Here is a 19,984-nt window from a genome sequence, read left to right as displayed (position 1 = left end):
AAATTAATTGAGATCAATTAATTGAGAAATTTCTAATGGTAAATAAAAAACACCATCTTCTCCTATCTGAAATTCTATCACTTTGTAAACAGCATCAATATTTAAAGCACCATAAATGTGAGGAAATAATTCATCTACTTCTCCAAATTCATAGCGAATTTCTGCCTGTACTTTGGCGGTATCTATGAACAGAATAACTAAGTTTTGGTAATTTTTGAAAAACCGATTTGCAGTTTTTACAACTTGTTCTGGTTGGGAAGCATGAATAAAACCTTCAGTATCCAAACTGGGATGGTGATAAATATTTAAAATTTGTGCTTGGTGCCATTTTTGATGTTCGGTAATATGAAAAATTGTTTTCATGGTTGTCATGATTAACACATTATTCCTATATTAATATTATATATGTTTTACACAATATAAAAAATTATCTAAATCAATTAAGATATTTAAACTTTTCTGTTTCAGAAAACCCATACTAACTAGGTACACATAAACCAGATAATTCTATCTTCATTATCTCCAAGGAATCTAAGTCTACTTTCACAATTACATGATTGTTTGTATCACTAATATATAGATATGATTCCCAATAACTCACTCCAGAAGGTTCGCAAAAAGTCCATTCTTCTTCAACTGACAAAAAGGTTTTACATTCTCCATTACTAAGATTAACTAATTTGATTTTGTGATTATATGTATCTGCAATAAAAAGCTGATAATTAAAATATTCGACACCTAAACAATGTTGTAAACGTACCTGATCACCTACACCATCTTTATCACCAAAACAAAATAAAAACCCACTACCGCAAATAGTCTCAACATTCCTATTTTTTGATATTTCTACACTGCGAATTGAACTGGTTTCGCTATCAGCAATAAATAACTCTTTACCATTTGTAGTTATCCCACTAGGTTGAGCAAATGCACATTCTTGAAAATTACCATCTACACAACCTTCACCACCACTACCAGCATAGGTATAAATAGTATTTGTTAATAGATTCATTTGCCAAATTTGATGACTTCCCGCCATAGTTATAAACAAATTATGATCAATTTTCACTAAATCCCACGGTGAATTTAATTCTATTGCTAATGCTTTACCACCATGGGGATAAATGATTTTACTTTGTTTACCTGTTCCCGCAATTGTTGATACTATTTTATTTTGAAGATCGATTTTTCTGAGAATATGATTTTCTGTATCTGCAATATAAAGTATTTTGTTTTCTTGATCATAGGTCATTCCTTGTGGTGCTGAAAATTCACAACTTTGAAAATCACCGTCTTTTAAACCACGATTTCCTATTCCAATAATATCAATAACTTCTCCGTCTAAGGTACTCATAACTATCCGATGATGTCCAGAGTCAGCAATAAATAAACCATCTGCTGTTGCTAAAACTTTACTTGGAAATGCTAGAGGTGTAATTAATGGCTGATTTTGTTTTTTCAAAGTAAAATTCAGTGTTTGATAATTAATATTGGGTTGATTTTTATTCAAAGTTTGAATGAGTAGATTTTCAATAGTTTGAAGATGTCCTTCTCCTGAAAATTGACCAATTATGTACCCTTGTAGATCAATAATAATTAAGGTCGGCCAAGCTTTGACAGTGTAATTTTCCCAAATTTTATAATCGTTATCTACTACAACTGGATGTTCTATTTCATAACGTAATATTGCTTGACGGATATTTTCTATTTCTTTTTCATTATCAAATTTTCCAGAATGAATACCTATAATAGTTAAGCTGTCTGAATATTTATTTTCTAAATATTTAAGGTCTGGTAATATATGCAGACAATTAATACAGCAATATGTCCAAAAATCTAAAATAATAATTCTACCTTTGAGTTGTTTGAGAGATAAAGGTTTATCTGTGTTTAACCAAGGATTATTTTGTGGTAGTTCCGGTGTTCTAATGCGAGGAAACATATTAAAAATTAAAAAGTTGATAACTATTTTATAGCTTTTTAGACTGGTATAATTTTAAAAAGTAGATTTTATTTTTGAATACTTTAAAAGTTTTAATGAAACTTACAGACATAAATATCAATAATGTATCTGTCTGGGTTAAACAAGCACAAACCCAAGCAGAAAAAGGAAAAGTTATTCAACGTATCCCTCTTTTATCTCAAGCTAACCCTGACTGGTTTGCTGTTTATATTTGCTTGTCTTCAGGTCCAACTTTAAGTTTAGGAAATGATGATTGTATATTTCCTTTAATGAGTGTGATTAAGCCATTTTCTTTTTTATATTTACTAGAATCTTTTAATTCAGATAAAGTATTAAACTGGGTTGGTGTCGAACCTTCATTAATGGCTTTTAATTCTTTAGAACAATTAATAGCTGATCATGGACATCCTCGTAACCCAATGATTAATAGTGGTGCTATTATTATAGCTGATAAATTACCTGGTAGAGATGGAAGCGATCGCACTCAATTATTTTGTGAATGGTTAAATAAATTAGCAGATATTCAATTATTTTTAGATATAAAGATGTTAAATTCCGTGCGTGCTAATCGTTCTCCAGTAAATTTAGCGATCGCAGAATATCTTTACCAAGCTGGAAATATTGAAAATATTGACTCAGCAATTGATACCTATGAACAAATATGTTGTATTTCTGGAACAGTAGCAGATTTGGGTAAATTAGGACAAATATTAGCTTGCGAAAGTAATATTATTAACTCCCAAAATCGTCAACTTGTTAATTCTGTTATGTTAACTTGTGGACTGTATGAAGCTTCTCCCCAGTATGCAGTTAAAATTGGTTTACCAATGAAATCTGGTATTAGTGGGGCATTAATTACAATAGTACCAAATCAAGGAGCGATCGCTTGTTATAGTCCTGCTTTAGATAATATCGGAAATTCCGTTGCAGGTTTAGCATTCATAGAAACTTTATCCCTCACATAAATAATAGTATAATTGTTGTAATGCGGGCATACTTCAATAAGTTCAGTACAAGTCTTGCCCGCTATTACTATAACTTAAATTAGATCAAAGTTGTCATAATTTAATCTACTTAGTTAGAGTTTCTGTTTTATTCAAGGATTTACGATCAAAATAGTCACTTAATCTATCTAAACTTGTTTTTTGCGGTTTTGATTTTTCTCTTGTTACTTCTGTTTCTACTTTTGGAGAAGTTGTAATTTCAGGAGTAGGAGTTTCTTCAACCTTCGTTTTTACTTCTGTTTCTACTTTTGGAGGAGTTGTAATTTCAGGAGTAGAAGTTTCTTCAACCTTCGTTTTTACTTCTGTTTCTACTTTTGGAGAAGTTGTAATTTCAGGAGTAGAAGTTTCTTCAACCTTCGTTTTTACTTCTGTTTCTACTTTTGGAGAAGTTGTAATTTCAGGAGTAGGAGTTTCTTCAACCTTCGTTTTTACTTCTGTTTCTACTTTTGGAGAAGTTGTAATTTCAGGAGTAGAAGTTTCTTCAACCTTCGTTTTTACTTCTGTTTCTACTTTTGGAGAAGTTGTAATTTCAGGAGTAGAAGTTTCTTCAACCTTCGTTTTTACAGAAGTTTTTACTTTTGGAGGAGTTGTAATTTCAGGAGTAGGAGTTTCTTCAACTTTTTCTTGAGGAATTGGTTTTATTTCTGCTTTAGGAGTAGCAGCAGGAGTAGGTTTAGTAACAGGAATTTTTGTAGTGTAATTTGGATCTGCAATACCACGGACATCATCTGCTGTTACCTCACCCCTGACAATTTTTGATAGAGTATCTTTACCATCAGGTTGGTAATTAATCATTCTCACTGTACTATTAAATATATTCTTAACAGGGTTGCCCTGATTATCCAGAAATTCTAATTTTACCCAGTTTTTACCAGGTTTAAAACCTTTGAGATACACAGTTTCCCAGCGATCTAAAATAAAGCTTTCACCGTTAATCGTACAACGAATGCGCCAATCACTAATTGTATCTTCAGGATTATTTTCAGTCGCAATATGTAAAGGTGCGTTAGTTAGGTAAAAATCCAACATAATTGGTTCTGCACCATAACCACCATTAGGACGACTATAAGTAAGTAGCGGTAAATTGGGATCTGGGTTATTATCATCGCTTTTAGTCAAAACATGAAACTGCATTTGTGCATAAGCACCTTCATTTTTAAAGCTTTCATACCAAGGACGAGATGCAAATACGCGCAATGTGTGTGTACCTGCCGATAGATTTTTTAATAATAAAGGTTTATTTAAATCATAAACAGCTATATAAGGTTCATTATCAAGAATTACGTGTAAATGAGGTCCCAACTGCCATTGGGGATCTTTAAATATTGGTAAGTCTTGAACCTGAAAACGGATTTCCACGGTGTCATCCACTAGAATTTCGTCAGAAGATGGAGTTAATATTGTTACTTGTGGTTGATAACTTTCTAACACCGGACTTAGTGCTTGAATAACTTCTGGTGGGGCAGTTTCTAAAAATTTTTTAGCTACTTGAGAGATTTTAGGTGCTGAATTTAATGTCTTAATAGAGACATCTTGACCACCTGCTTTTTCAGCACAACTGCTTAAAGTAAAAATCAGGAGGAATGTAAAAATAAATCGGTAGATAGGGATAATATATCCCCAGAAATTGTTTAATCCTGTATTTTGTCTGTAGTTCATGCGCTTCACCCAATAAAGTTATTTAACAAAATTATGTTCTGTTTTTTTGACTACACCCTATACCCTACAACCAATAAACTAAACTTCACACCCTACAGACGGCACAAACATATATCTACAGAGAACTTTGTCATCTCATAATATTTTCCTTATGCCTCTCATAAGAATAAAAAATAAGTAGTATCTATCACAAAAATTGCAAATTTTAATTTCAGCACAAACAACGTATAAAGCTACAAATCCATGATTTATGTCTCCAGAGGTAATTAACTATAAGCTTTAAGAATTGTTATGGTTTGTAAATTTAATGGAAAAACTATTGACTTTTGTACAATAAGTTTGAATATAAAAGGCAGATATAGCAATAAATCTGGCAAGAATTTGGCAAGTTTGAATTATTGTTAAAATGTCTCCAACAAAGTACAAGTATAGACTCTATAATTCAACAGAAACAACAAATCCACACCGCTCCAGAAAAGACCTGGAAACGGAGAGTAAATTTTACTCAGTGGAATTCATGATTCCTCAATCCTTATTAACAGAGGAGGTCGAATGACGATTAGTCCTCCGGAGCGAGAGGAGAAAAAAGCAAGAGTCATCGTTGATAACGATCCTGTACCAACTTCATTTGAAAGATGGGCAAAGCCAGGACACTTCGATAGAACCTTAGCTAAAGGACCAAAAACCACCACCTGGATTTGGGACCTCCACGCCCTCGCCCATGACTTCGATACACATACAAGCGACTTAGAAGACATTTCTCGCAAAATCTTCTCCGCGCACTTTGGCCACCTGGCTGTAGTGACGATTTGGTTAAGCGGGATGTTATTCCACGGCGCTAAATTCTCTAATTACGAAGCTTGGCTGGCTGATCCATTAGGAGTAAAGCCCAGCGCACAGACTGTTTGGCCAATCGTTGGACAAGATATTTTAAACGGTGATATGGGCGGTGGTTTCCACGGCATTCAAATCACCTCTGGCTTGTTCCAAGTATGGCGTGGCTGGGGTATCACCAGTTCCTTCCAACTATACGCAACTGCCATTGGCGGTTTAGTATTAGCAGGTTTATTCCTGTTCGCTGGTTGGTTCCACTACCATAAACGCGCTCCCAAACTGGAATGGTTCCAGAATGTGGAGTCCATGCTCAATCACCACCTATCAGTATTGCTAGGTTGCGGTTCTTTGGGATGGGCTGGTCACTTGATCCACGTGTCCGCACCAATCAACAAATTATTGGATGCAGGCGTAGCAGCTAAAGATATCCCATTGCCCCATGAATTGCTGTTTGACACAGCAAAAATGGCGGAATTATATCCTGGGTTTGCCAGTGGTTTAACACCTTTCTTCACCTTGAACTGGGGTGCTTATGCTGACATTCTGACCTTTAAAGGCGGATTGAACCCCGTAACAGGCGGCTTGTGGATGACTGATATTTCTCATCACCACCTAGCGATCGCGGTATTGTTCATCATCGCCGGTCATATGTACCGCACCAACTGGGGTATCGGTCACAGCATCAAAGATATCCTAGAAAACCACAAGGGACCCTTCACTGGTGAAGGTCACAAAGGTCTTTACGAAAACCTGACCACCTCATGGCACGCTCAGTTAGCTACCAACCTAGCTTTCTTAGGCTCTTTGACAATCATCATCGCGCACCATATGTACGCGATGCCCCCCTATCCATATTTGGCAACTGATTACGCTACTCAGTTGTGTATCTTCACCCACCATATTTGGATCGGCGGCTTCTTGATTGTTGGTGGTGCTGCTCACGCAGCCATCTTCATGGTTCGAGATTACGATCCAGTCGTTAACCAAAACAACGTCTTGGATCGGGTGATTCGTCACCGTGATGCAATCATTTCTCACCTCAACTGGGTTTGTATCTTCCTTGGCTTCCACAGCTTTGGTTTGTACATCCACAACGACACCATGCGCGCATTGGGTCGTCCTCAAGATATGTTCTCTGATGCAGCAATTCAGTTGCAACCAGTGTTTGCTCAGTGGGTACAAAACCTACACACACTAGCACCAGGAACAACAGCACCTAACGCCCTAGAAACAGTAAGTTATGTGTTTGGCGGTGGAATGTTAGCTGTAGGCGGAAAAGTAGCTGCGGCTGCGATTCCTCTAGGAACAGCTGACTTCATGATTCACCACATTCACGCCTTCACCATCCACGTGACTGTTTTGATTCTGCTCAAAGGCGTACTGTATGCTCGCAGTTCTCGTCTAATTCCAGACAAAGCCAACTTAGGCTTCCGCTTCCCTTGCGACGGTCCAGGTCGTGGTGGTACTTGCCAAGTATCTGGTTGGGACCACGTGTTCTTAGGATTGTTCTGGATGTATAACTCCTTGTCAATTGTGATTTTCCACTTTAGCTGGAAGATGCAGTCTGACGTATGGGGTACTGTAGACGCAAATGGTACAGTCAGTCACATCACTGGCGGCAACTTTGCTCAAAGTGCGATCACCATTAACGGTTGGTTGCGTGACTTCTTGTGGGCGCAAGCTGCACAAGTAATCAACTCCTACGGTAGTGAACTGTCCGCTTATGGACTCATGTTCTTGGGCGCTCACTTCATCTGGGCATTCAGCTTAATGTTCCTGTTCAGTGGTCGCGGCTACTGGCAAGAGCTAATTGAGTCCATCGTATGGGCGCACAATAAACTGAAAGTAGCTCCTACTATTCAACCCCGTGCATTGAGCATCACTCAAGGTCGGGCAGTAGGTTTAGCTCACTATCTATTAGGAGGAATTGCCACAACCTGGGCATTCTTCCACGCACACATCCTTTCAGTAGGTTAAAACAACTCAGTGGAAATTTTGGGTGTAAAAACTCAAAGTTTCCCTGATAGCACTGATAGCAATGGCTAAAGGTCAGAGGAATCATCAACCCTATGGCAACAAAATTTCCAAAATTTAGCCAGGATCTCGCACAGGACCCGACTACTCGTCGGATTTGGTATGCGATCGCCACAGGCAACGACTTTGAAAGCCACGATGGCATGACTGAAGAGAATCTTTACCAAAAGATTTTCGCCACTCACTTCGGCCACTTGGCAATCATCTTCTTGTGGGCATCCAGCCTCCTGTTCCACGTAGCCTGGCAAGGTAACTTTGAACAGTGGATCAAAGATCCCCTTCACGTCCGTCCTATTGCCCATGCAATTTGGGACCCTCACTTCGGTCAACCCGCCGTTGACGCTTTCACCCAAGCTGGTGCAAGCAATCCTGTAAACATTGCTTATTCCGGTGTTTACCACTGGTGGTACACCATCGGGATGCGGACAAACCAAGAACTGTACACAGGCTCTTTAGGTCTACTCCTATTGGCTGGATTGTTCTTGTTTGCTGGTTGGTTACACTTACAACCCAAATTCCGTCCTAGCTTGGCTTGGTTCAAGAGTGCTGAACCCCGTTTAAACCACCACCTAGCTGGTTTGTTCGGTGTTAGCTCCTTGGCTTGGACTGGTCACTTGGTTCACGTAGCCATCCCCGAATCCCGTGGTATTCATGTAGGTTGGGATAACTTCTTAACCGTAGCTCCCCACCCAGAAGGTTTAACCCCCTTCTTTACCGGTAACTGGGGTGTTTACGCTCAGAACCCTGACACTGCTGGCCATTTATTTGGTACTTCCACTGGTGCTGGTACTGCGATTTTGACCTTCTTGGGCGGTTTCCACCCCCAAACAGAATCCTTGTGGTTGACCGACATGGCTCACCACCACTTGGCGATCGCTGTATTGTTCATCATTGCCGGTCATATGTACCGCACTAACTTCGGAATTGGTCACAGCATCAAAGAAATGCTGAACTCCAAATCCGGTTTAGTTCCCGGTAGCAAGAGCGAAGGTCAGTTTAATCTGCCCCACCAAGGTCTATACGACACCATCAACAACTCCCTGCACTTCCAACTGTCATTAGCTTTGGCAGCATTAGGAACAATTTGTTCCTTGGTAGCGCAGCATATGTACGCTCTGCCTCCCTATGCGTTTATCGCTAGGGATTACACTACACAGGCAGCACTGTACACCCACCACCAGTACATCGCTGGTTTCTTGATGGTTGGTGCATTTGCTCACGCAGCAATCTTCTGGGTTCGTGACTACGATCCTGAACAAAACAAAGGCAACGTCCTTGACCGGATGCTACAGCACAAAGAGGCGATCATCTCTCACCTCAGTTGGGTATCTCTATTCCTTGGTTTCCACACCTTGGGCTTGTACGTTCACAACGACGTAGTAGTTGCTTTCGGTACTCCTGAAAAGCAAATCTTGATTGAGCCAGTATTTGCTCAATTTATCCAAGCTGCTCAAGGTAAAGCTCTCTATGGATTGGATGTACTACTCTCCAACCCCGACAGCATCGCCTACACAGCTTACCCCAATGCCGGTAACGTATGGTTGCCCGGTTGGTTAGATGCCATTAACTCTGGTACTAACTCTCTGTTCTTAACAATTGGCCCTGGCGATTTCTTGGTTCACCACGCTTTCGCTTTGGCTATCCACACCACCACCCTGGTACTTGTTAAAGGTGCTTTGGATGCGCGTGGTTCTAAACTGATGCCCGATAAAAAGGACTTCGGTTATGCGTTCCCTTGTGATGGTCCAGGCCGTGGCGGTACTTGTGACATCTCCGCTTGGGACTCCTTCTACTTAGCTATGTTCTGGATGTTGAACACCATTGGTTGGGTAACCTTCTACTGGCACTGGAAACATCTAGGTATTTGGCAAGGTAACGTTGCCCAGTTCAACGAAAACTCTACCTATTTGATGGGTTGGTTCCGTGACTACCTCTGGGCTAACTCCGCTCAGTTAATCAACGGTTACAACGCCTACGGCATGAACAACTTGTCTGTTTGGGCTTGGATGTTCCTATTCGGACACCTTGTTTGGGCAACTGGTTTCATGTTCTTAATCTCCTGGAGAGGTTACTGGCAAGAGTTAATCGAAACCTTGGTTTGGGCGCACGAGCGTACACCTCTAGCTAACTTAGTTCGCTGGAAAGATAAGCCCGTTGCTCTCTCCATCGTTCAAGCTCGTGTGGTTGGTTTAGCTCACTTTACGGTCGGCTACATCGTCACGTACGCAGCGTTCCTCATTGCTTCTACGGCTGGTAAGTTCGGTTAATTTCTGACTACTGGTTTGTAGGTAATTAAAAAATCCCCTGCCGCAAGGTGGGGGGTTTTTTATATAATGATTTATCAGTATGTGAAAGTTATAATTTATGTCAGATTCAGAGATATTAGAACAATTACATCGAACTTGGCTTCAAGCATTAATCAATGATGATCATAGAGACTGTGCATCTATTATCGTTGATGCAAAATTAGAATTTGATTTTGATTGGGATGAATATAATGGGCGCAATTATGATTCAGGTCTAATAGTATATTTACCTCTACATCTCAGATTATTAATCGAAAATAATCAGGAAATTAAAACAAATTTGAGAAATTATTTTATCTTTATTGCGGATGGTCATGTTTGGCATGATATGAAGGATTTTCCTATTTATTACAGAGTAAAACTGTTGGAAGTAGAAGAAAATTGGCAGAAAACTATCAAATTCTTAATTGCTAAATCCAAGGATTTAAACCAAGGACTAATTACAGAAAAAGTATTCACACGAAAGGCTAAAGATCCTATATTTTATAATGAGATCAAATTTGCTTCAAAGTCTGAAATTAGAATTGCACAAGAGTTAGAAGCTAAAGGTGTATTGTTTTTTCCTCTACCTCTAGCTGTAAGACATGAAACCGGTAACATTTATGAAGACCATAGAGAAGTAGATTTTTTAGTTTGTCTAGATGGTACATTTGGAATATTAGAGGTTTCGTTTCATTCAGATAGATATGAAAAGGATAAAGAAAAAGATGCTTGGTTTAAAAAATCAGGAATTCTCTGTATTGAACACTATCCTGCGGAAAAATGTTATAACAATCCAAGATCAGTTGTTGAAGAATTTTTAAGTATTCTATCTCAACACAAAAGGTAAATTATAAATAATTTAATTTTTAGAATTATCAGATGGTTTAGAGCTAAAATTAACAAATATCTAGAAACAATTAATTATTTAAAATAGATATAATTAAAACATCCTCAAACCTACATTTACTAATAGTAAATGAGATAACCTTAACTGAAAGTGTATAATTAAGATTAATTTCACACAAAAAATTAGGCTAATAAATGATCACAACTAAATCTCTACAAAAAGCTATTGATGCAGTACGTTCTTTGCCAGTTAATGACAAGCTTCAGTTACTCCAAGTTATTTTACTTGATTTACAACAGAGTGATCAACTTGAAGCATTACAGGCTACTTTTTGGGAAAACCAATCTTTAGATGAGTTACTTCAACAACAATCAAACCCCGTTATTACTGATATTAAATCCCTAACTGTTGGTTTTTGGACAGAAGCTGAATCAACGGATGAATTTGAAAAATTTATTACAAATAGCAGACAAATTGACAGAACAAGACAATCATGAGTATTTTATTACTTGATACAAATGTAGTATCTTATTTGTTCAAAGGTGATACTCGTGCTGGAGAATATGCTCCAATCTTGCAAGGAAATCGTCTCGCTATTTCATTTATCACTGTAGCAGAATTATATGAATGGGCAGCTATTAAACAATGGGGTGAAAGACGGTTAACTCAATTAGAAGCGATATTGGCAAGTTACTTGGTAATTCCCGTAGATGTTGAAACTTGTCGTATTTGGGGAACAATTCGCGCCCAGCAAAGAGCAGCAGGAACTACGATAGCTTCACAAGATGGGTGGATTGCTGCAACTGCTATTAGACATACATTACCATTAGTTACACATAATCCCAGCGATTTCCAAAATATCCCAAACTTAAGAATTATTAGTGTGATTAATCCTTGATTAAATACTAATAATTTCTAAAAAACCTATTGAATATGCTAAATCAACTAAAATCCAAAAACTGGCCTCTCATCCAACAAAAACTCACCCCTTACCTATTCCTACTTCCCGCCTTATTAATACTATTCCTGACAGTCTTCTGGCCTGCACTGCAAACCTTCTACCTCAGCTTCACCAACTATGAATTTATAGACGAAACTCCTAAATGGATAGGCTTTGCTAACTTTGTCAAACTATGGAAAGATAAAGTTTTTTGGCAAACTCTAGAAAACACCTTTCTTTATTTATTGTTTGTTGTCCCCATTTTAGTCATTACTCCCCTGATTTTAGCTATTTTAGTTAATCAAAAATTACGGGGAATGAACTGGTTTAGAACTGCATACTATACCCCAGTGGTTATTTCAATGGTAGTTGCAGGAATAGCTTGGAAATGGTTATATGCAGAAAATGGTTTATTAAATCAATTTTTAAAAACTATTGGTTTATTTCCTGATGGTATTCCTTGGTTAACCAGTCCCGATAAAATCTTAGGAATTGTGCCAATTTCTCTAGCAAGTGTGATGGCCGTAACTATTTGGAAAGGTTTAGGTTATTACATGGTAATTTATTTAGCTGGTTTACAATCTATCCCTGCTGATGTTTATGAAGCTGCATCAATAGATGGTTCTGATGGTATTAGAAAACATTTAGATATTACCATTCCTTTAATGCGTCCTTATTTAGCTTTAGTTGGCGTAATTTCCGCAATTTCTGCCACAAAAGTATTTGAAGAAGTTTATGTAATGACAGGAGGCGGTCCCCTGAACAGTTCTAAAACTATTGTTTATTATTTGTATGAACAAGCATTTAGTAATTTAGAATTAAGTTATGCCTGTACAATTGGTTTAGCTTTATTTCTAATTATGTTAGTTTTATCTATTTTGAGATTGTTTGTTAATCAGCAAGATAGTATAATTTAGGTATTTAGTATCAGGAAATTAAAATAAAATGTCAGTTGGTGTTTGGGTTCTAGGGGATCAACTTTGGGAACAACAAGCGGCTTTACAAAGTTGTGCAAATATTAAAAACTTACCTGTAATTTTCATTGAATCACTAAATCATGTTCAAGTTAGACCCTATCATCAACAAAAGCTGGTGTTAGTTTGGTCTGCGATGCGTCATTTTGCCGCAGAATTAAAACAAAAAGAATATGCAGTAACTTATCAAGAATGTGATGATTTTAGCATTTGTTTAGAAACATGGGTTAGAGAAAATAAAATTACTGAATTGCGGGTGATGACACCCAATGATAAACCATTTTTACAAGTCATTAAAAATTTAAAATTGAACTGTAAAATTACCCTGATTTCTAACAATCAATTTTTATGGATTCGAGAGGAATTTTCTGATTGGGCAAAAACTAGAAAGCGTCTATTAATGGAAGATTTTTATCGCCAGGGAAGACGCAAATTTGCTATTTTAATGGATGATGATAAACCAGTGGGTGGTAAATGGAATTTTGATCAAGAAAATCGTAAACCACCCAAAGGTAAATTAAATACACCTGCTGCAAAATGGTTTCAAACAGATGAAATTACCACAACAGTAATTAATAAAGTAAAATCCTTATCTTGTGCAACCTATGGAAAAGTAGAACCTTTTTTATGGGGTGTAAATCGTCAACAAGCATTAGAAGTATTAGAATGGTTTATTCAATATCGTTTACCGAATTTTGGCACATACCAAGATGCGATGGTGACAGGAGAAGATACCATGTGGCACGCTTTACTTTCTCCTTATTTGAATCTGGGTTTATTGCAACCTTTAGAAGTAATTACCGCCGCAGAAACAGCATTTTATCAACATCAATTACCTTTAAATAGTGTAGAGGGTTTTATCCGTCAAGTGTTGGGTTGGCGAGAATATATGTATGGAGTTTATCATTTTGTAGAGGAAGAATATCAGGACTTAAATTACTTTAATCATACCCAACCTTTACCGGAATTTTTCTGGACTGGTAAAACTAATATGAATTGTTTAAAACAAATTTTCCAGCAGATAGAAAATACTGGTTATGCTCATCATATCCAAAGATTGATGGTATTGAGTAACTTTGCGTTAATTGCTGGACTTTCACCCCAAGAAGTTGAAAATTGGTTTCATGCGGTTTTTATTGATGCTTATGACTGGGTAATGCAAACTAATGTGATTGGTATGGGTTTATTTGCTGATGGGGGAATTTTGGCTTCTAAACCCTATGGTGCTTCTGCTAATTATATTAATAAAATGAGTGATTATTGTAAAGGTTGTGTTTATAATCATAAGGAAAAAATTGCTGATAATGCTTGTCCATTCAACTTTTTTTATTGGCATTTTTTATATCAACATCGGGAGAAGTTACAAAAACAAGGCAGAATGAGTTTTATTTTGAGGAATTTAGATAAGATGTCTGCTGCTGAGTTAGAATCTATTTGTCAACAAGCTGAGAGTTGGCATGAAAGAGAAACGAACCGCAGAGACGCAGAGAACGCAGAGGAATAATTATCTTTTCTCTTTGTTTCTTTGCGAGTAGTAAATCAAAAATATCAAAATTATGAAAAATATAATTTCTGCTCTCGCAATTTTCGGAATTACTGCAACTGCTTTTGTATCTAATCAGAGTTTTGCCCAATCATCTAAAATTGAGGAATTTAATGTGGTTGGTAATGAGCCTTTTTGGAATATTCAAGTGACAAAAAAATCAATTGTCCATAAAGCATTAGGAAAACAAAATCAAATTTTCCCCTATTCTGCGCCATTATCAGCACAAGGAAGACCTGTTAATAAAGTGCGAGTATATCAACTTAGAGGCAAGGGAAACAATATATTAATTTTAAATAAGGTTGAGAATTGTAGTGATACAATGTCTGATAAAAAATACCCTTATTCTGCTACTTTAATTATGGGTAATCAAGTTTTTGAAGGTTGCGCTGAAAGAAAATTTAAGTAAGTGAAGTTTTATTTCCAATAATTGACAACAACAGAGGAAAAAATTATGGCTAAACCAATGATTTTAACTGTGGATGATGATCCGCAAGTATTACAGGCGATCGCTCGTGATTTACGTAAGGAATATGGCGATCGCTTCCGTATTTTACGCGCTGACTCAGGGGCAAAAGCATTAGAAGCCATTAAAGAATTAAAGTTAAGAAATGAAACCGTAGCCCTATTTTTAGCGGATCAAAGAATGCCGCAAATGACAGGGGTAGAATTTTTACAGGAAGCATTGGAAATTTTCCCGGAGGCGAAAAGGGCATTATTAACAGCTTATGCTGATACCGATGCGGCGATCGCCGCCATCAACAAAACCAGTATCAACTACTACTTAACAAAACCTTGGGATCCCCCAGAAGAAAAACTATATCCCATCCTCAATGACCTTTTAGACGACTGGTTAGCCAACTATCACCCGCCCTTTGAAGGTATCCGCGTTATTGGTAATAGATGGTCTCCCGACTCCCACAACATCAAAGATTTCCTTGCTCGAAATCACGTACCCTATCAATGGTTGGACATAGAACGAGATCAAGAGGGACGTGATTTACTTAACTACAGTGGTAAAGATAAAGACAAACTACCTCTAGTTATCCTCGAAGATGGAGAGCGTTTAATCCAACCGACTAACATCCAAATCGCCGACAAAATCGGACTGCAAACCCAAGCCAAACAACCATTTTATGACCTAGCCATTGTTGGAGGTGGACCCGCGGGTTTAGCCGCCGCCGTTTATGGTGCTTCAGAAGGGCTAAATACCGTGATGATCGAACGAGAAGCCCCCGGAGGTCAAGCCGGTACAAGCTCCAGAATTGAAAACTATCTCGGATTTCCCGTCGGTCTGAGCGGTGCAGATTTAGCTAGACGTGGTGTGACTCAAGCCAAACGCTTTGGTGTAGAAATTCTCACACCCCAAGAAGTTGCTGGTGTTCGCATTGAAGGTAATTATCGTTACGCCATTCTCAAAGATGGTACAGAAATTGCCTGTCATGCTTTGATGTTAGCAATGGGGGTATCTTGGCGACGTTTGAACGTACCCGGTATAGAAAAACTCACTGGTCGCGGAGTTTACTATGGTGCAGCGATGACCGAAGCAATGGAATGTAGCAACGAACAGGTTTACATCGTTGGTGGTGCAAACTCTGCCGGACAAGCAGCCATGCACTTTAGTAAATATGCTAAAGAAGTGCATATGTTAGTTCGCGGCAACGATTTAGCTAAGGGGATGTCCCAGTATCTAGTTGATCAGATTAGTGCTACAGAAAACATCATTGTTGAACTCAATACCAGTGTGGTTGAAGCCAAAGGGGAAGATAGCTTAGAAGCCTTAAATCTCCTCAACAGTGTTACTGGTGAACAGGAAATCGTTGCTGCTAACTCCCTATTTATTTTCATCGGTGCAGTTCCCCACACTGACTGGTTAGAAGGAATAGTTGAACGGGATGAAAGAGGCTTTGTTCTCACTGGACCAGACCTATTTAAAGATGGTAAACGCCCCAAAGGATGGCATGAAGATAGACAACCTTACCTCCTAGAAACCAGTGTTCCTGGTATCTTTGCAGTGGGTGATGTCCATCATGGTTCTGTGAAGCGGGTAGCGTCAGGAGTTGGTGAAGGTTCAATTTGTGTGAGTTTTGTGCATCAGTATTTGGCAAAGGTAGTTTAGGAAGGTAATGGGGTAATAATGCCCCATACCTAAATTAAGACTATGATTTTATTGCCCGCAGAGGCGCAGAGTCGCAGAGAGTAAGTTTGAATTTTTTGAGTTTTAAAGTTCATACTTTTTGCAATGTTGAGGAATAGATTTATCATCCATTTAATATTACTTCTCATAATATAAAAATATTATCTCATCAAAAACATCATGCAAGCATACAAACTCAAAGGAAAAATTGATTCATCTGGAAACTTGGTAATTACCGAACCCCTGAATTTACCACCTGGAAATGTAGAAATTGTAGTCTGGCCAGCTACAGAAAATCTCGATAATACAACAACCCCAGTAAGTGAACCAGTGCCAGAAACACCAAGGAAAAAATCGAGGATAAAAGCATTTGATGGTTTATTTGAAAATGCTCCACCCGTTCCAGCAGACTTTGATCCTGAACAAGCTAAATGGGAATATTTAAAGGAGAAACATAACCTGTGAAAATCTTACTTGATACCAATATCATTATTGATAATGCTCTTGAAAGAGAGCCTTTTTGGAATACAAGTGAACAAGTTTTATCGCTAATTGAACAAGAAAAAATTGCAGGTTATATCTCAGCTTCCACTGTTAGCGATTTGTATTATATTATCCGTAAAGCTAGAGGTCGAAATTGGACGCTTAATTACTTAAATCAATTACTTACTTTCTGTCAAATTGCTACGGTGAATCAAGCTGTAATTACAATGGCTTTCACAACCAATTTTAAAGACTTTGAAGATGCCATTCAATACTCGACTGCGGTAGTTAATTAATTAGATGCAATCATTACCGGTAACCCTCAAGATTTCCCTGTAGTTACACCGCAAATTCTCACTCCTGAACAATTAATTGAGGAGTTGAACAACTCTCATCCTGATAACTGATAACTGAAATGTTAAACATAGAAGATTTAAAACAAGTAGAATTATTTTCCACCCTCACAGATGACCAATTGCGGTGGATATGTGAACAAGGAAAAGAAGTTTGGCTGCAACCAGGTGACTATCATCGTCATACAGGTGATCCTGCCGAGCAAGTTTTTATTATGATTGATGGTGAGGTACAAATTACCCAACCCGTCGGTACTCAAGAAATTGTTTTAGTAACTTATGGTGCAAAAACCTTCTTTGGAGAATTGCCAATTTTAACTGGAGAAACCACCTATTGGGCTTGTGGTAAAGCTGTCCAACCTTGTCATATTTTGGAATTAGATAAAGATAAATTTTGGCAAATGTTAGCCACCATGCCTTCTGTGACAACATCCATTTTACAAACAATGGCACAGCGGGTACAGGAATTACAATCTATGTCCCAACAACGGGAAAAATTAGCAGCTTTGGGAACAATGGCCGCTGGACTTTCCCACGAAATGAATAACCCCATGGCAGCAGTTAGAAGGGGAATTGGTGAATTACAAAAGTTATTTCCTCAATTACCTAGTTTGGTTTTACAACTTAGTCAACAACAATTTAATCAAGAACAAGTTGAATATTTAATCTCTTTACAAACAGAAGTAATTGAACGACAAAAAAGAGCTACTCAACTTGCACCTTTAGCACAGTGTGATTTAGAAGATAACTTAATAGATTGGTTAGACGATAATAACGTTAATGATGGTTGGAAATTAGCCTCAACTTTAGTTTCCGTTGGACTGAAAGAAAAAGATTTAGAAAAAATTACCCAAAAAGTACCTACTGAATCTTTAGGAGACATTTTAGCTTGGCTAGAAGCGACTTTAGCCGGGTTGGGGTTACTTTCTGAACTGGAGGAAGGTTCAAACCGTGTATCGGAGCTTGTGAAGGCATTACAAGACTATTCCTACATGGATCGCGCCCCTGTGCAAGAGGTGAATGTTCATGATGGCTTAGAAAGTACCCTAACAATGATGCAATACAAACTTCCCAAAGGGGTAATTATTAACAGAAATTATGGTAATTTACCGAGAATTAGCGCCTATGGTAGTGAGTTAAATCAAGTGTGGACAAATTTAATTGATAATGCCATAGATGCGATTGGTAATCAAGGGGAAATTACTATTAGAACTAAATGTGAAAATGATATAGTTTTAATAGAAATTGCTGATAATGGACATGGAATACCTACGGAAATTCAAAGTCGGATTTTTGAACCCTTTTTTACTACTAAAAGCGTCGGACAAGGTAAAGGTTTAGGTTTAGATATTGTTTATCGAACAGTAGTTTCTAAACATAAAGGTGATGTGAGGGTTAATTCCTCTCCTGGTAATACTTGTTTTCAAGTTCGTTTACCTGTAGAAATTAAAACAGGAGATTAGTTAATAGTAATTTTATCTATTACCCACTACCAAATTATATTATGATGCAAGAAACGAATAATACCTCTACTCTTTTTCCTCGGTTATCTGATGAGGTTTTACAACATTTGAAAGAATATGGAACAGAGATTGATTTAGAAATAGGTGAATGTTTATTTAGGGAAGGTGACCGCAGTTATGATTTTCATGTTGTTTTAGATGGGGAAATTATTGTTACTAAAAAAATTAGTGGACAAGAACAAACTCTAGCTACACACCAAAAAGGTGAGTTTATTGGTGAACTTTCAATACTCACAGATGCTGATTCTATTGCTAGTGGTTATGCAACGGTAGCTAGTAGAATTTTAAAATTAGAACAGGAAACTTTTAAACAGGTTATTGCTAAATTTCCCTTTTTAGCTGATATTTTTATTTCTACTTTAGCAGCTAGAACAAAAATAGTTGAACAACAATTACAACAACAGGAACAATTAGCATCTTTGGGTAAATTATCCGCAGGAATTGCCCATGAGTTAAAAAATCCCGCTGCTGCTGCTGCAAGGGTAGCTGATGAGTTATTAACTCGGTTTCAAATTTCACAAAATCTGAGTTTACAACTGCATCAATCTGGTTTAAATTCTCAACAATTGGATTTTTTAAGTGATTTTATTACTCAATTACAAACAATCAAAAATACCAAACAGTTTGATATTTTAGCACAGAATCATCGAGAAGATGAAATTACAGAATGGTTAGAAGAACATGAAGTTGATCCAGATGGGGAGATGGTTTCTACTTTAGTTGATGCTGGTTTAGATAGTCAACAATTAGATAATTTATCTGCTCAAATTCCTGATAATACTTTAGGTATTGTTGTTGCTTGGTTAGCTGCTAATTTAACAACTATGGGATTAATTAAAGAAGTTAAACAAAGCAGTGATCGCATTTCTGAATTAGTTAAATCTGTTAAATCTTATGCTCACACAAATCAAGCACAATTACATCAAGTTGACATTCATGAAGGAATAGAAAATACCCTAACTATGTTACGTCATAAGTTAAAAGATGGGATAAAAGTCATTAGGGAATATGGACAGAATTTACCTGTTATTCAAACATCTGGTAGTGAATTAAATCAAGTGTGGACAAATTTAATTGATAATGCTGTAGATGCTTTGGAAGGAAAAGGAAATATTTTTATTCGTACTTCCCGAAATAACAAATATGTAATTGTAGAAATTGCTGATAATGGACCGGGAATACCCCCAGAAATTCAAAGTCGCATTTTTGAACCGTTTTTTACTACTAAAGGAGTTGGGAAAGGTAGTGGGTTGGGTTTGGATATTATTAATGATATTGTGGTTAAGAAGCATCGGGGAGAAATAAAACTTAAATCTAAACCAGGAAATACAAGTTTTCAGATTTTTCTGCCTATATAATTAATGACTCAGTTTTTATAGTTTGTGATATAATTGTCACAAGT

At 37.4% G+C, this 19,984-nt stretch carries 17 protein-coding genes; 14 read left to right on the top strand and 3 right to left on the bottom strand.

Annotation, left to right across the window (positions count from 1 at the left end; translation table 11 throughout):
• Positions 1-3: 3 nt before the first annotated feature.
• Together WJM97_RS20875 and WJM97_RS20870 are read right to left on the bottom strand one after the other, a co-directional pair.
• The gene (locus tag WJM97_RS20875) at positions 4-372 is read right to left on the bottom strand and encodes a DUF952 domain-containing protein (protein ID WP_353930676.1); all 369 of its coding nucleotides are present in this window, start codon (positions 370-372) and stop codon (positions 4-6) included.
• A 106-nt stretch (positions 373-478) separates the two neighbouring features.
• A complete protein-coding gene (locus WJM97_RS20870; protein WP_353930675.1) occupies positions 479-1,942 on the bottom strand; it encodes a thioredoxin-like domain-containing protein in 1,464 nt (487 codons plus the stop codon).
• Positions 1,943-2,037: 95 nt separating this feature from the next.
• Here WJM97_RS20870 and WJM97_RS20865 point away from each other — a divergent pair, with 95 nt between their 5' ends.
• On the top strand, positions 2,038-2,928 hold the full coding sequence (locus WJM97_RS20865; protein ID WP_353930674.1) for a glutaminase: 891 nt from the start codon (positions 2,038-2,040) through the stop codon (positions 2,926-2,928).
• A 105-nt stretch (positions 2,929-3,033) separates the two neighbouring features.
• Here the strand turns inward: WJM97_RS20865 and WJM97_RS20860 are convergent, their stop codons facing one another.
• Positions 3,034-4,626, bottom strand: coding sequence for a hypothetical protein (locus tag WJM97_RS20860; protein WP_353930673.1), 1,593 nt, complete (start codon positions 4,624-4,626; stop codon positions 3,034-3,036).
• Between the two features lie 552 nt (positions 4,627-5,178).
• On the opposite strand from WJM97_RS20860, the gene psaA reads away from it, so the two are divergent.
• The 13 genes from psaA (at position 5,179) to WJM97_RS20795 (ending at position 19,940) form a co-directional block, all read left to right on the top strand.
• On the top strand, positions 5,179-7,437 hold the full coding sequence (psaA, locus tag WJM97_RS20855; protein ID WP_353930672.1) for a photosystem I core protein PsaA: 2,259 nt from the start codon (positions 5,179-5,181) through the stop codon (positions 7,435-7,437).
• A gap of 92 nt (positions 7,438-7,529) precedes the next feature.
• Positions 7,530-9,761 carry a photosystem I core protein PsaB gene (gene psaB, locus WJM97_RS20850; RefSeq protein WP_353930671.1) on the top strand — a complete coding sequence of 744 codons (2,232 nt, stop codon included), beginning with the start codon at positions 7,530-7,532 and terminating at the stop codon, positions 9,759-9,761.
• Between the two features lie 97 nt (positions 9,762-9,858).
• Positions 9,859-10,629: a hypothetical protein gene (locus WJM97_RS20845; RefSeq protein WP_353930670.1), complete on the top strand. Its 771-nt coding sequence runs from the start codon at positions 9,859-9,861 to the stop codon at positions 10,627-10,629.
• Positions 10,630-10,823: 194 nt separating this feature from the next.
• A complete protein-coding gene (locus tag WJM97_RS20840) occupies positions 10,824-11,126 on the top strand; it encodes a hypothetical protein (RefSeq protein ID WP_353930669.1) in 303 nt (100 codons plus the stop codon).
• A complete protein-coding gene (locus WJM97_RS20835; protein WP_353930668.1) occupies positions 11,123-11,527 on the top strand; it encodes a type II toxin-antitoxin system VapC family toxin in 405 nt (134 codons plus the stop codon). Before WJM97_RS20840 ends, WJM97_RS20835 begins: the two co-directional genes overlap by 4 nt.
• A 35-nt stretch (positions 11,528-11,562) precedes the next feature.
• Positions 11,563-12,486: a sugar ABC transporter permease gene (locus WJM97_RS20830; protein WP_353930667.1), complete on the top strand. Its 924-nt coding sequence runs from the start codon at positions 11,563-11,565 to the stop codon at positions 12,484-12,486.
• Between the two features lie 28 nt (positions 12,487-12,514).
• Positions 12,515-14,047 carry a cryptochrome/photolyase family protein gene (locus tag WJM97_RS20825; protein WP_353930666.1) on the top strand — a complete coding sequence of 511 codons (1,533 nt, stop codon included), beginning with the start codon at positions 12,515-12,517 and terminating at the stop codon, positions 14,045-14,047.
• A gap of 52 nt (positions 14,048-14,099) precedes the next feature.
• On the top strand, positions 14,100-14,495 hold the full coding sequence (locus WJM97_RS20820) for a hypothetical protein (protein ID WP_353930665.1): 396 nt from the start codon (positions 14,100-14,102) through the stop codon (positions 14,493-14,495).
• Between the two features lie 45 nt (positions 14,496-14,540).
• Positions 14,541-16,205: an FAD-dependent oxidoreductase gene (locus WJM97_RS20815; RefSeq protein WP_353930664.1), complete on the top strand. Its 1,665-nt coding sequence runs from the start codon at positions 14,541-14,543 to the stop codon at positions 16,203-16,205.
• Positions 16,206-16,403: 198 nt separating this feature from the next.
• Positions 16,404-16,688, top strand: a complete 285-nt coding sequence (locus WJM97_RS20810) for a hypothetical protein (protein WP_353930663.1) — start codon at positions 16,404-16,406, stop codon at positions 16,686-16,688.
• Entirely contained in the window at positions 16,685-17,002 is a 318-nt protein-coding gene (locus tag WJM97_RS20805; RefSeq protein WP_353930662.1) for a PIN domain-containing protein, read from the top strand. The genes WJM97_RS20810 and WJM97_RS20805 overlap by 4 nt, the downstream gene beginning before the upstream one ends.
• Positions 17,003-17,121: 119 nt before the next feature.
• Entirely contained in the window at positions 17,122-18,522 is a 1,401-nt protein-coding gene (locus WJM97_RS20800) for an ATP-binding protein (protein ID WP_353930661.1), read from the top strand.
• Between the two features lie 41 nt (positions 18,523-18,563).
• Positions 18,564-19,940, top strand: a complete 1,377-nt coding sequence (locus tag WJM97_RS20795) for an ATP-binding protein (protein ID WP_353930660.1) — start codon at positions 18,564-18,566, stop codon at positions 19,938-19,940.
• Positions 19,941-19,984 lie beyond the last annotated feature (44 nt).

Source organism: Okeanomitos corallinicola TIOX110, assembly GCF_038050375.1.
GTDB classification, from domain to species: Bacteria; Cyanobacteriota; Cyanobacteriia; order Cyanobacteriales; family Nostocaceae; genus Okeanomitos; species Okeanomitos corallinicola.
The sequence above is the reverse complement of the archived record's forward strand: the minus strand, read 5'-3'. Positions and strand labels throughout refer to the sequence as shown.